The organism is Streptomyces sp. NPDC056738, from assembly GCF_042790435.1.
Taxonomy (GTDB): domain Bacteria; phylum Actinomycetota; class Actinomycetes; order Streptomycetales; family Streptomycetaceae; genus Streptomyces.
The window spans coordinates 687,468-699,811 of the sequence record NZ_JBHTZF010000001.1 but is presented as its reverse complement, the minus strand read 5'-3'; the positions used below and the strand labels follow the sequence as shown (position 1 = coordinate 699,811).

At 71.0% G+C, this 12,344-nt stretch carries 9 protein-coding genes and 1 riboswitch; of the genes, 4 read left to right on the top strand and 5 right to left on the bottom strand.

Going from position 1 to position 12,344, the window contains the following annotated elements:
• Positions 1–46 precede the first annotated feature (46 nt).
• Positions 47–2,578 (bottom strand): CHAT domain-containing protein, encoded by a 2,532-nt coding sequence (locus ACFRIC_RS02835; RefSeq protein WP_382778687.1) that lies wholly within the window; start codon positions 2,576–2,578, stop codon positions 47–49.
• Positions 2,579–3,245: 667 nt separating this feature from the next.
• Between ACFRIC_RS02835 and ACFRIC_RS02830 the strand changes: the two genes are divergently transcribed.
• The 3 genes from ACFRIC_RS02830 to ACFRIC_RS02820 all read left to right on the top strand — a co-directional run bounded on the left by ACFRIC_RS02830 (position 3,246) and on the right by ACFRIC_RS02820 (position 5,623).
• The gene (locus ACFRIC_RS02830; protein WP_382778686.1) at positions 3,246–4,376 is read left to right on the top strand and encodes an enoyl-CoA hydratase/isomerase family protein; all 1,131 of its coding nucleotides are present in this window, start codon (positions 3,246–3,248) and stop codon (positions 4,374–4,376) included.
• 60 nt (positions 4,377–4,436) lie between these two features.
• A riboswitch (cobalamin riboswitch) is annotated at positions 4,437–4,582 on the top strand.
• 40 nt (positions 4,583–4,622) lie between these two features.
• On the top strand, positions 4,623–4,844 hold the full coding sequence (locus tag ACFRIC_RS02825) for a CbtB-domain containing protein (protein WP_355775546.1): 222 nt from the start codon (positions 4,623–4,625) through the stop codon (positions 4,842–4,844).
• 20 nt (positions 4,845–4,864) lie between these two features.
• Positions 4,865–5,623 carry a CbtA family protein gene (locus ACFRIC_RS02820; protein ID WP_382778685.1) on the top strand — a complete coding sequence of 253 codons (759 nt, stop codon included), beginning with the start codon at positions 4,865–4,867 and terminating at the stop codon, positions 5,621–5,623.
• 84 nt (positions 5,624–5,707) lie between these two features.
• On the opposite strand, the gene ACFRIC_RS02815 is transcribed toward ACFRIC_RS02820, so the two are convergent.
• The 4 genes from ACFRIC_RS02815 to ACFRIC_RS02800 all read right to left on the bottom strand — a co-directional run bounded on the left by ACFRIC_RS02815 (position 5,708) and on the right by ACFRIC_RS02800 (position 11,936).
• Positions 5,708–6,562: a hypothetical protein gene (locus ACFRIC_RS02815; protein WP_382778684.1), complete on the bottom strand. Its 855-nt coding sequence runs from the start codon at positions 6,560–6,562 to the stop codon at positions 5,708–5,710.
• A gap of 408 nt (positions 6,563–6,970) precedes the next feature.
• Positions 6,971–7,954 (bottom strand): methylmalonyl Co-A mutase-associated GTPase MeaB, encoded by a 984-nt coding sequence (gene meaB / locus ACFRIC_RS02810; RefSeq protein ID WP_382778683.1) that lies wholly within the window; start codon positions 7,952–7,954, stop codon positions 6,971–6,973.
• Positions 7,951–10,125, bottom strand: a complete 2,175-nt coding sequence (scpA, locus tag ACFRIC_RS02805; RefSeq protein ID WP_382778682.1) for a methylmalonyl-CoA mutase — start codon at positions 10,123–10,125, stop codon at positions 7,951–7,953. Before scpA ends, meaB begins: the two co-directional genes overlap by 4 nt.
• Positions 10,125–11,936: a methylmalonyl-CoA mutase family protein gene (locus ACFRIC_RS02800; RefSeq protein ID WP_382778681.1), complete on the bottom strand. Its 1,812-nt coding sequence runs from the start codon at positions 11,934–11,936 to the stop codon at positions 10,125–10,127. The genes scpA and ACFRIC_RS02800 overlap by 1 nt, the downstream gene beginning before the upstream one ends.
• Positions 11,937–12,177: 241 nt before the next feature.
• Between ACFRIC_RS02800 and ACFRIC_RS02795 the strand changes: the two genes are divergently transcribed.
• Positions 12,178–12,342 (top strand): hypothetical protein, encoded by a 165-nt coding sequence (locus tag ACFRIC_RS02795; protein WP_382778680.1) that lies wholly within the window; start codon positions 12,178–12,180, stop codon positions 12,340–12,342.
• The last annotated feature ends 2 nt before the right edge of the window (positions 12,343–12,344 follow it).

Sequence of the window (12,344 nt, the reverse complement as noted above, 5' to 3'; positions counted from 1 at the left end):
CTGGCCCCGCGGCGGGCACGGGCGGTCGGCGACCCTCGTGGGACGGTCACCCCCCGGTGTGTGTGAAGGGCGCCCAGTACAGCGGGTGAAGGGGCCGGCCGTTGTCGCCGGTGCGGAACAGCTCACGCTGAATCCCTGCGAGAGCGAAGGCGGGGTGCGTTCCCGGCTCCCGCCACCGGCGGTAGAGCCCGTCGATCAAACCGGCCATCAGGCCACCCTCGACGCTCCACTGCGTCGCCATGACGTCGGTGAAGCCTGCCTGGAGCAACGCGGTGGGCAGCCCCACGCTCTCCTCCGGCAGATGGTCTCCGATCATGGCGGTGGAACATCCTGGGATCATCGCCACGCGGCCCGGAAGAGGGGGCTCTGCCAGGAACGAGGCGACCTGGAGAGTCTGCCCTGCGGAGAGATACAAACCTCCGGACAACGGGTCCGTCGCGGAGGGCCAGCCGTGGCCTGCGAAGTGGAAGACGTCGTGGCGCCTCAACGCCCCCATGATCGTCCTGCGGTCTTCCAGAGTGTCGATCTTCTCAAGTACCAGACCGTCCAGCCGGGAGAGGGCTTCGAGCTCGGCCTCGCGGCTCATCGGCCTGGGCGAGTCGTCCGGAGGAGCGAGCACGAAAAGGCTCTTCCACCGGGAGGCATCCTTGCGGTGTGCGCGTGCCCAGGTCATGGACGCCACGGTCGGGGCGTAGGTGAACGCCATGGAGTCGAGCGCGAAGCGCCACGATTGCGGTCGTTCCTGCGGCATCTCGCCGGCGGCATGGAGCGGCAGCATGCCGAGAAGACCACCTGCGAGGAGAACCGCCAGCCGCGTACCGCCCAGTTCCTCCACGACCTTCTCCATGGCGCAGTCCCACAGCGTTTCCAGGACCCGCGTCATGATCTGAATCCGAGATTCGCCCGTCTTCGGATCCAGGTTCTGCCCCTGCAACTCGTCCATCCGCCGGAGGAGGGCAACCTGTTGGAGCACGGTCGGGTGGTCGAGGCGGGGCAGGCTGATCCCGATGGGCTGCTGATTCTTGGCGGCGAGACCGCTGGGAACGATCACCGCACCGCCGCCGCTGTCGCCGGCGGTCAAGTACACCAGAGGTGCCGGTTGCGCGGCCCGGCAAACGGTACGCCACGTCGACTGCCCGGCGACCTCCACCGTGGGTGGGCCGTGTGTGCCGTTCCCGGTGAGTGCGGCGTGGTCGCCGTACGCGCGCTCGAGGCGTTCGGCGATCTGCCAGGGACTGAGCTGCCCACCGGCGGTGCCATTCTCCAAGGCCACGATTTCGGTCGACAGTCGTGCCAGCCGAGCTCGCTCGGGACCGCCCGGCTTTGCCTGAGGCCCGCTCAGGTCCAGCATCTCGCCGAGCATGACCGCCCGGGATGCCTCCAGCAGCATGACCGCGGCAATGAGATCGTCACGGCTGCCGGAGCGGATCAAGTCGGTGGCGGCAGTGGACGCAGCGCGACCGGTGTGAAGGAGAACCACTTCCTTGTCCGGGCGCTCGCCCTGAAGCCCGACGAGTCCAGGCAGCACCTGGAAGGCCGCGAGGTAGGCATGTGCCGCCTCGCGTGTCCTGCCCGCCGTCCGCAGCCAGCCGGCGTGCTGTGTCTTCGTGTCCCACGCGATGCGCAGCCGACCGGTTGCGAGGGCATCCCTGTATGACGCGTCGAAGAGCTGATCGTCGCCGCTGAGCAACATACGGGCTTGGGCGAGGCTCTGCTCCGCCGCAGGCGCCATTTCCGCTGGTACCTGGTGGATCCACGCGGAAAGCATCTTGATGGCCCGCACCAGGTCGTCGTGGCCGCGGCGCTCGATGAGGGCATCCGCAAGCAGCTTCTGGCTCCCGAGCCCCTCATGGCCCGGCTGGGCCGCAGCGGATTCCAGCAGTGAGATCCCCCCTTCGATGTCGGCAGCATCACGGACTGCGGGGTCGGCGTCGGACCAGCGGTACACCAGCGCGCGCCCACGCACGGCACGCCACGAGTGGATCATCTGGGGCATGGCCGGCGGCTGCTCGGTCTGTGCGATCGCCTCGTCGACGTAGGCGCGGATGCGCTGGGCCGTCGGTCCGCCGGCGGCCAGGAGCTCACGGTCCTGCTCGTAGAGGCAGCACAGGATGGCTGCGAGCGTCATCCTGCTCTCGTCCCCGGCCTCGGTCCAGCTCGGGTGCCGCTGCGCGCTGTTCTGGCCCCCGATCAGGAGGGCATCCCGGCAGTGCATCTCGGCCGACTGCAGGCACCGCCGCTCCCCGCTCAGCGCGCGATGGAACTTGACCGTCGCGCAGTAGAGGTGCCCCCTCAACTGCCGGAACGGCCCGGGCTCGTCGAGGTGCCCCGCACGAAAGAGTCCATACCGGAACTCAACGGGTGGCATCGCGGTCTGCTCGGACCGTGACCAGATCTGCGTCATCCGGCGTCGCAACAAGACCGCCTCGTGGGCCGGCTGCTCGGTAGGAGGGTCCTCTACAAGGTCGTGGAGCGTTGTGGCTTCGGCGAGGAACTCGTCATCGGAGAGTCGCTGCGGGTGATGGGCGAGCAGATGCCGTGCCCGCGCGGCCAGACCTGGGTCAATCATCAGCAGCATCCCCTCGGCTCACCCGTGCACGGGCAATCGGCGGCGGCTTCCACACCGGACTCCCTGCAGCCCGAGCCACGCCGGGCAGGCCCCTCGGCCAGACCCCGCCGACCCTCCCATCGGTGATCGTTTCCAGCCTCGATGGGTGCTCCGTGATCGCACACCACGCCGGTACCCCGCCCACGCAGCCAACCATTCCCCACCTGGACCAGAGCCACGCTCGGTTGCGCCTGGGTACACCTGATCGGTTCCACGACAGGGCCTGGGACGGTCGAACGGGTCGTGAAACTGGGGTAGTTGGGGCAGTTGGCGGCCTGGAGGCGAGACGTGCTCGAGCGGTTGCGCCCCGCCCGGCGCCGACGCACCCCACCGCCGTCAGCCCGGTGGCCGGGGCGGGGGCCGAAGTCGCCGGCGCCCTGGTGTCGTCCTTCCGGTGCCGAGGGGCCGCGTCCCGGACGGCGGTGACACCTCGCTCCGCAGGCTCCCGGTGGACGTGTGATCCGTGTCCTCGCCGCAGCCAGGCCGGAGGAACTGACCGCGCGGGCCGTTCGATCGCGGGACGGGTGTGGTGGGTACGGTGGTTCGGAGGCCGTGGTGACCCGCGCGGCCGGGACGTGGAAGGAACCACCGAGATCATGCGCGTCATCGTGACCCGTCGCCCTGCGCAGGCGTTCGGATGAGCGGCTCCCAGGCATCCGGCCCCGAGGCGTCCGGCCCCCAGGCTTCCGGCGTGGAGGAATCCGTCCTGCTGCGCACCGAAGGACGCGTCGGCCGCATCACCCTCAACCGGCCCAGGGCGCTGAACGCCCTGAACCACGCGATGGTGCGGCGGATCGACCGGGCGCTCACCGCCTGGGAACACGACCCCGCCGTCGAGACCGTCGTCATCACCGGGGCCGGGGAGCGCGGCCTGTGCGCGGGCGGCGACATCCGGGTCGTCCACGACGACGCGCGCGACGCGGACGGCACCGCGTCGGCCGCCTTCTGGCGCGACGAGTACCACCTCAACGCCCGCATTGCCCGCTACCCCAAGCCGTACGTGGCGGTCATGGACGGCATCGTCATGGGCGGCGGCGTCGGGATCTCCGCCCACGGCGGCGTGCGGATCGTCACCGAGCGCTCGCGCGTGGCCATGCCCGAGACCGGCATCGGTTTCGTCCCCGACGTCGGCGGCACCCGTCTGCTCGCCCTCGCCCCGGGCGAACTCGGCACCCATCTCGCCCTGACGGGCGCCTCGATCGGCGCCGGGGACGCGCTGCTGTGCGGCCTCGCCGACCACTTCCTGCCGGCCTCCTCGCTCCAGGGGTTCGTGTCCGACCTCGCCGACCGGCCCGTGGCCGAGGCCGTGGCCGCTCACGCCCGGCCCGCCCCGCCGGCCGAACTCGCCGAGCGGCGCGGGTGGATCGACGCCTGCTACGACGCCGGCTCGGTCGAGGAGATCGTCCGGCGGCTGCTCGCGACCGACGACCCGGCCGCGAAGGAGACGGCGGAGATCCTGCTCGGCAACTCGCCCACCGCTCTGAAGGTCACGCTGGCCTCCCTGCGCCGCGCCCGGCGGCTCGGATCGCTGGAGCGTGTTCTCGACCAGGAGTACCGCGTCTCCTGTGCCGCCCTGTCCGCCCCCGACCTGGTGGAGGGCGTCCGGGCCCAGATCATCGACAAGGACCGCCGGCCGCGCTGGTTCCCGGCCACACTCGCCGAGGTCACCGACGCCGACGTCGAGCGCTTCTTCACGCCGCTGGGCGAGCGTGAACTCGGGCTGTCCGAGGGCGAGTCCGGCACGGGTGCGGGGGCGGAAGAAGGCTGAGGACGGGCGTGTCACCTGGGACGAGAGGAAGATCACCCCGGTCGGCGCGGTCTTGGCCAGGTACGCGCCACGCGGTACGGTCGGTCCGATATCGATGACGTCAAGACGGAAGCCGGTGCAAATCCGGCACGGTCGCGCCACTGTGAACGAGCCGTCCCGGCCACGCCGGGACCTCGTGAGTCAGACCCGTAGGCGGCATCCTGTGCACCACCGAGATGGGACGCGAACTCCCGAGGAGGTCCTGCCATGGCGCAGACCGTCGCTCCGCCGACAGCCACCACCCCCGCTCTCCCCGCCAAGCTGCCGATCGGCGCGATCGTCCCCTGGGCGGCCTTCTTCGGCATCCTGATGCTGGTCCTGCTGTACTTCGTCGGCGCCGAACAGGGCGCCACCTCCGTCGTCTCCGGCGAGGACGTCCACGAGTGGGTGCACGACGCCCGCCACCTGCTCGGCTTCCCCTGCCACTGACGCGAGGAAGAGCACTCGTCATGAACTCCGCAACGGTAAGAAACCTCCTCGTACGCGGCATGCTCGCAGGCCTCGCGGCCGGTGTACTGGCCCTGGTCGTCGCCTACTTGCTCGGTGAACCGAGCGTCGACAGCGCCATCGGCTTCGAGGAGGCGCACTCCCACGCGCACGGGCACGAGGTCGAACTCGTCTCCCGCAGCCTCCAGTCCACCGCGGGCCTGGCCACCGGTGTCCTGGTCTACGGCGTCTCCTTCGGCGGCATCGCGGCGCTCGCCTACTGCTTCGCCCTCGGCCGTGTGGGCCGCTTCGGCCCGCGCGCGACCGCGCTCCTGCTGTCCGGGACCGCGCTCCTCGCCGTGTACGTCGTGCCGTTCCTGAAGTACCCGGCCAACCCGCCGTCGGTCGGCGACCCCGACACCATCGGCAAGCGGACCGCCCTGTACTTCCTGATGATGGTCCTCAGCGTGCTGCTGGCCGTCGCCGCCACCATCCTCGGCAAGCGCCTGGCTCCCGCTCTGGGCGCCTGGTACGCCACCGTCGTCGCGGTGGCCGCGTTCGCCGTGGTGATCGGCCTGGCCTACGCGTTCCTGCCCGCCGTCAACGAGGTCCCCACGGACTTCCCGGCCACGCTGCTGTGGCGCTTCAGGCTCTCCGCCCTGGCCATCCAGACCGTCCTGTGGGGCGGATTCGGCCTGGCCTTCGGCGAGTTGGCCGAACGCATGCTCAACCCCAAGCCCGCGAAGGTACCTTCCGGGCACTCGGTCCCGGCCGCGAGCTGACCGGTCCGGAATGCGAGAGAGCCCCTCGGATGTTCCGAGGGGCTCTCTCGCGTCAGGGCCCTGGAGACATGCCCGAGGCCGGTCTCATCGACGGCCGGCTTCCTGCCGGAGCGCCTCCGCCTCCGGGCCGGGCCCGGCGTCTCGGCGTTCCCGGACCTGTGCGTAGGCCATGAGGCCGAGCAGGACGGCGAGCAGCACGGCCGACGAGCCCGCGGTGCCCAGGTCGAGACCTCCCTTGGCGAGCGGTTTGGTGAGGAAGTCGCCCGCGGTGGCGCCCAGCGGCCGGGTGAGGACGAAGGCGATCCAGAACAGCAGGGCGTTCGACACCGTCGGCACCTTCATCAGCGCGACGAGCACCGCCAGTACGCCGGTGACGAGCAGCGCCCCGCCCAGGTAGCCGAGGCCGGAGCTGTCGGAGAGGAAGTCCCCCATCGACGTACCGAGGGTGTTGGAGACGAGGATCGCCGACCAGAACAGAGCCTCGCCGCGGAAGGTGACGATGTCCCGGATCTGAAAGGTCATCCCGCTCAGTTTCCAGGCGAGGAAGATCGCCAGGAGGAGCGAGACGAGGATCGCCGCTCCCTCGGGGTAGCCCAGACCGAGGCCCTGTGGGCCCCAGCCGAGCGAGGAGGCGCCGCCCGAGAGGTACTTGGCGCTGGCATCGCGGTTCATGAAGTCCGACATCGTGGTGCCGGCCATGCTGGTCGACAGGATCACGGTCCAGTAGAAGAACGGGTTGTACCGGCGGGACCTGAGCTGGACGACCAGCGTCACGACGAAGAGCAGGAACAGCACGATCGTGGTCACGAAGTAGCCGAGCTTGAGGGTCTGGGCGAACAGATCACCCGCCGTCTCACCCAGGGTCGTCGCGGCGATCTTCATGATCCAGAAGGCCAGCGTCACCTCGGGCAGCTTCTTCATCACCGATTTCGTCGTCAAAGGGGTGCTCCTGCGGTGTGTGGGGGATTCGATCTCGGTCGAACCTTGACAAGGTCGACCTGAACGCGTCCTGAACGTGCGCGGCAGGCGTATTGACGTACCGCGCCCGCGGTGATCCCACTCTGGTTCTCGGCACCATCTGTACCTCGCTCGGTAGCGACGCCCGCCCGGCTCGAAGACCCGTGGGGAGCACAGGAGGGCCCAAGAGCGGGAGCACCGGAAGGTTTCCGGTGCTCCTGTGTACGGTGGCCACGCGTGCCGTGTTCATGGCCGGACCGCCGCAACGCCCGCATGGACAGGGCTGGTTGTGGACCGTGCGCGCGGCCGACCGACACCGCTGCGGTCGGCCCGCGCACGCGGCTTCGAGCGGTGGCCGGGCTCCGACCTGCCCCGCCACCGCCGTCCGACTCAGCGGCTTTCGCCGCCGAACACCTTGAGAATGCGCTCCGCCGCGAGCGTGGCCGTCAACTCGCCCTCCCGGACCTGGCGTTCGAGGTCGGGGGCCACCTCCCGTACGGCCCGATCGGCGTGCAGGCGGCCGAGCAGTTCGTCCCGGACCATCGTCCAGGTCCAGTCCACCTGCTGGTCACGGCGCTTCTCGGCGAGGCGGCCGGTCGAGTCGAGCAGCGTCCGGTGCTGCTCCAGGCGGTCCCAGACAGTGTCCAGACCGGCCGACTCACGGGCGCTGCAACTCAGCACCGGCGGCGTCCAGACGGCGTCCTTGCCGTGCATCAGCCGCAGCGCGCCCGCCAGTTCACGTGCCGCCGACTGCGCGTCCCGCTGGTGCGGGCCGTCCGCCTTGTTGACGGCGATCACGTCCGCCAGCTCCAGGACACCCTTCTTGATGCCCTGCAACTGGTCCCCGGTACGTGCCAGCGTCAGCAGGAGGAAGGAGTCGACCATGTTCGCGACCGCGGTCTCGGACTGGCCGACGCCGACCGTCTCCACCAGCACCACGTCGTAGCCGGCCGCCTCCATCACCACGATCGACTCGCGGGTCGCCTTCGCCACCCCGCCGAGCGTCCCGGCCGTGGGGGAGGGGCGGATGAACGCGGCCGGGTCCACGGCCAGGCGCTCCATACGGGTCTTGTCACCGAGGATCGAGCCGCCCGTACGGGTGGAGGACGGGTCGACGGCGAGGACCGCGACCCGGAAGCCGAGCGAGGTCAGCATCGTGCCGAACGCGTCGATGAACGTCGACTTGCCCACGCCCGGCACCCCGCTGACGCCGATGCGCCGGGCCTTCCCGCTGTACGGGAGCAGCTCGGTCAGCAACTCCTGCGCCAGCGCGCGGTGCTGGGGCCGGGTGGACTCGACGAGCGTGATGGCGCGGGCGACCAGCGCCCGCTTCCCGTCGAGCACACCCTTGACATAGGTGTCGAGTGGGATCACAGGTCGTGCCCGAGGTCGGCAGAGAGCCGCTGGACGAGGTCGTACGCCGCGTCCGGGATCACCGTCCCGGGCGGGAAGACCGCCGCCGCGCCCATCTCCAGCAGCGTCGGCACGTCCTGCGGCGGGATGACCCCGCCGACCACGATCATGATGTCCTCCCGGCCCTCCGCCGCCAGTTCCTCGCGCAGCGCCGGTACGAGGGTGAGGTGCCCGGCGGCCAGCGACGAGACGCCCACGATGTGCACGTCCGCCTCCACCGCCTGACGGGCGACCTCACCCGGCGTCTGGAACAGCGGGCCGACGTCGACGTCGAAGCCCAGGTCGGCGAAGGCGGTCGCGATCACCTTCTGGCCGCGGTCGTGACCGTCCTGGCCCATCTTGGCGACCAGGATGCGCGGGCGCCGGCCCTCGGCCTCCTCGAACGCGTCCACCAGCACCCGGGTACGGTCCACGGACGGGGACTCCCCTGCCTCGTTGCGGTACACCCCGGAGATCGTACGGATCTGGCCGGCGTGCCGCCCGTACACCTTCTCCAGGGCGTCGGAGATCTCGCCGACGGTGGCCTTCGCGCGGGCCGCGCGCACCGCCAGCTCCAGCAGGTTGCCCTCACCGGCCGCCGCCCGCGTCAGGTCCTCCAGCGCCTCCTGGACCGCCCGGCCGTCACGCTCGGCCCGCAGCCGGCGCAGCTTCTCGATCTGCTGCGCGCGCACGGAGGAGTTGTCGACCTTGAGCACGTCGATCTGCTCGTCGGTCTCCACGCGGTACTTGTTGACGCCGATGACCGGCTGGCGGCCGGAGTCGATGCGGGCCTGCGTGCGGGCCGCCGCCTCCTCGATCCGGAGCTTCGGGATGCCGGCGTCGATGGCCTGCGCCATGCCGCCCGCGGCCTCGACCTCCTCGATGTGCTGCCAGGCCCGGCGGGCGAGGTCGTACGTCAGCTTCTCCACGTACGCGCTGCCGCCCCACGGGTCGATGACCCGGGTCGTTCCGGACTCCTGCTGGATCATGAGCTGGGTGTTGCGGGCGATCCGCGCGGAGAAGTCGGTGGGCAGCGCGAGCGCCTCGTCCAGCGCGTTGGTGTGCAGCGACTGGGTGTGGCCCTGCGTGGCCGCCATGGCCTCCACGCACGTCCGCGTCACGTTGTTGAACACGTCCTGAGCGGTCAGCGACCATCCCGACGTCTGCGAATGGGTGCGCAGGGAGAGGGACTTGGCGTTCTTCGGGTCGAACTGCCGGACCATCTTGGCCCACAGCAGGCGCGCGGCCCGCATCTTGGCGATCTCCATGAAGAAGTTCATGCCGATCGCCCAGAAGAACGAGAGCCGCGGCGCGAACGCGTCCACGTCCAGGCCCGCCTCGCGGCCCGCCCGGATGTACTCCACACCGTCCGCGAGGGTGTACGCCAGCTCCAGGTCGGCCGTCGCGCCCGCCTCCTGGATGTGATAGCCGGAGATGGAGATGGAGTTGTAGCGCGGCATCCGCTGCGAGGTGTACGCGAAGATGTCGGAGATGATCCGCATCGACGGCTTCGGCGGATAGATGTAGGTGTTGCGGACCATGAACTCCTTCAGAATGTCGTTCTGAATGGTTCCGGCCAGCTTCTCGGGCGGTACGCCCTGCTCCTCCGCCGCCACGATGTACAGCGCGAGCACGGGCAGCACGGCGCCGTTCATCGTCATCGACACGGTCATCTTGTCCAGCGGGATGCCGTCGAAGAGCTGCCGCATGTCGTAGATGGAGTCGATGGCCACGCCCGCCATGCCGACATCGCCGGTCACCCGGGGGTGGTCGCTGTCGTAACCGCGGTGCGTGGGCAGGTCGAAGGCGATCGACAGGCCCTTCTGGCCCGCGGCGAGGTTGCGGCGGTAGAAGGCGTTGGACTCCTCGGCCGTGGAGAAGCCCGCGTACTGGCGGATCGTCCAGGGCTGGTTGACGTACATCGTCGGGTACGGGCCGCGCAGATACGGCGCCATGCCCGGGTAGGTCTCCAGGAAGTCCAGGCCCTCCACGTCACGCCCGGTGTACAGCGGCTTGACCGCGATGCCCTCCGGGGTCTCCCAGAACGCGTCACCGGCCCCCGTGGCCTTGCCCGCGGCGGCCTTCCACTCGTCGGCGCCGCCGTCGGTGGTGGGGGTCCCCAGGTCGATCCCGGAGAAGTCGGGGATTCCCATCAGGAGGACACTCCCATGCGGTCGAGGGTGGCGGAGAGGACGGCGACGGCGTCGCAGCCCGCGAAGACGTAGGAGTCGACCCCGGCGTGGTCCGCGGGGCGGCCGGCCAGGAAGACGTGCCGGGCACCGGCGGCGGCGAGGGCCTCGGCCGTGCTCGCCGCCTGCTCCTCGTACAGCGCGTCGCTGGAGCACAGGACCGCCTCGGTGGCGCCGCTGTCCTCGAACGAGCCGTCGGTGACCGGCTCGATGCCGCCGGCCTGGAACAGGTTCGCGACGAAGGTGCTCCGCGCGGTGTGCGCGGCGGCGGGGCCGATCGTGGCGAGGTAGATCCGGGGGCGGGCCCCGGTGGCGGCCAGATGCGCGTCGGAGCGGGCCCGCAGCGCCTCGTACGCCTCGTCGCGCCGCACCCGCGGCAGGCCCCCGGAGGGTGCCTCGGGAGCGGGCTCGCGCTCCACCGGGCGCTCGGCCAGGTGCGGGAACTCGCTGACGCCGGTGATCGGTTCGCGCCGCTTGGCGAGCTTCACCGAGCGGGCCGCCCAGGTCTGTGCCAGGTCGCGTCCCAGCCGGCCCGAGCGCAGGACCGCGGCCTGGCCGCCGTCCGCCTCGATGCCCTGGAAGAACTCCCAGCCCGCGTGGGCGAGTTCGTCGGTCAGCTTCTCCACGTACCAGGAGCCGCCCGCCGGGTCGATCACCCGGGACAGGTGCGACTCCTCGATGAGGATCGTCGAGGTGTTGCGGGCGATGCGCCGCGCGAACGCGTCCGGCAGGCCGAGGGCGTGGTCGAAGGGGAGGACGGTGACGGAGTCGGCGCCGCCGACACCGGCCGCGAGCGTCGCGACCGTCGCGCGCAGCATGTTCACCCAGGGGTCGCGGCGCGACATCATCACCGGTGAGGTCACGGCGTGCTGCACCTGCGCACCCGCGGCCGGAGCGCCGCACACCTCGGCGACCCGCGCCCACAGCCTGCGCGCCGCCCGCAGCTTGGCGATCGTCAGGAACTGGTCGGCGGTCGCCGCGTACCGGAACTCCAGTTGCGCACAGGCCTGTTCGACGGTCAGGCCCGCCTCGGTCAGCTCGCGCAGATAGGCGACACCGGTGGCCAGCGAGGCGCCGAGCTCCTGCGCGGCCGAGCCGCCCGCCTCGTGGTACGGGAGCGCGTCGACGGTCAGCGCGCGCAGCCCCGGGTACGCGTCGGCGCACCGCAGGGCGAGCGGGACGACCGGGGCGAAGTCCATCGCCGTGCCCGTACGGGCCTCGTGCCCGAGCGGGTCGGCGCCGAGGTTGCCGCGCGCGGCACCCGGTGCGACGCCGCGCGCCGCGTACAGCCGCAGCAACTCCTGGGCCGCGGCCTCGACGTCACGTCCCGCGTCGAGGACGACGGGCGCCAGGTCGAGGTAGACGCCGTCGAGGACCGCTTCGAGCGAGGAGACCGGAACGCCGCCCTCGCCCACCGTGAGCCACAGCGAGGTGACGCCGTTCTCCAGGTCGCCGAGGACGAGGGAGTTGTCCGCCGCCGTGTGCCGCTGCCGTACGTCCCAGCCGGCCACGGTGTTGCCCTCGGGCCTGCCGCCCCGGACGAAGGGGGCGAAGCCGGGGAAGCCGGCGTCCGCCGCCGTGTCACGCGCGCTGTACAGGGGCCTGGTGGTGAGCCCGTCCTCGAGGGAGGTGGACAGTGCGTTCTCGGCGGCCGCGCCCGAGACCTCCTTGCCCGATTTGCGCAGCACACCTTCTACCAGGAGCTGCCACTGGTCATGGGTCGCGGAAGGGAACTCGGCGGCCAGCGCGAGCCCGTCGTTGGGCAGGACTGTCATGCTCGGATGCTAGGTCAGAGCACTAGGGCGACAGCAGAGGCCCAGGCTGTGACCTTGACCTCTTGCTGTCGGTGATCCAGATCTCAGCCGTCCGGCGGAGGCCCGCGGCCCGCCGGAACCGGCCGTCACACCATCACACCGGGCACCCTCTCCGCGGGGTCACCCGCCCCCGAGGGACCCCCTGCTCCCGCCCCCGCGCGGCCCGATCGACAGCCGGTTCCCGCTCTGCGAGGGTGAACGGATGCAGGTACCGAGGCAGGCGGCGGAGGGCATTCTCGGGGGCAGATGGTGGTCGCCGCGCGAGCTCTCGGGCGTCGGCGAGCCGCTGTGGCCGCCCCGGCTGCCGGAACTGCTCGCCGCCGTACGACGCGACGGGCCGCCCACGACGCCCGTCCACCTCCGGTGACG

Bases quoted from the DNA above. Each gene is read 5' to 3' on its own strand.
- ACFRIC_RS02795 (WP_382778680.1), top strand. From the start codon at position 12,178: ATGCAGGTACCGAGGCAGGCGGCGGAGGGCATTCTCGGGGGCAGATGG.
- ACFRIC_RS02835 (WP_382778687.1), bottom strand. From the start codon at position 2,578: ATGCTGCTGATGATTGACCCAGGTCTGGCCGCGCGGGCACGGCATCTG.
- ACFRIC_RS02825 (WP_355775546.1), top strand. From the start codon at position 4,623: ATGGCGCAGACCGTCGCTCCGCCGACAGCCACCACCCCCGCTCTCCCC.
- scpA (WP_382778682.1), bottom strand. From the start codon at position 10,125: ATGGGAATCCCCGACTTCTCCGGGATCGACCTGGGGACCCCCACCACC.
- ACFRIC_RS02820 (WP_382778685.1), top strand. From the start codon at position 4,865: ATGAACTCCGCAACGGTAAGAAACCTCCTCGTACGCGGCATGCTCGCA.
- ACFRIC_RS02800 (WP_382778681.1), bottom strand. From the start codon at position 11,936: ATGACAGTCCTGCCCAACGACGGGCTCGCGCTGGCCGCCGAGTTCCCT.
- ACFRIC_RS02830 (WP_382778686.1), top strand. From the start codon at position 3,246: ATGAGCGGCTCCCAGGCATCCGGCCCCGAGGCGTCCGGCCCCCAGGCT.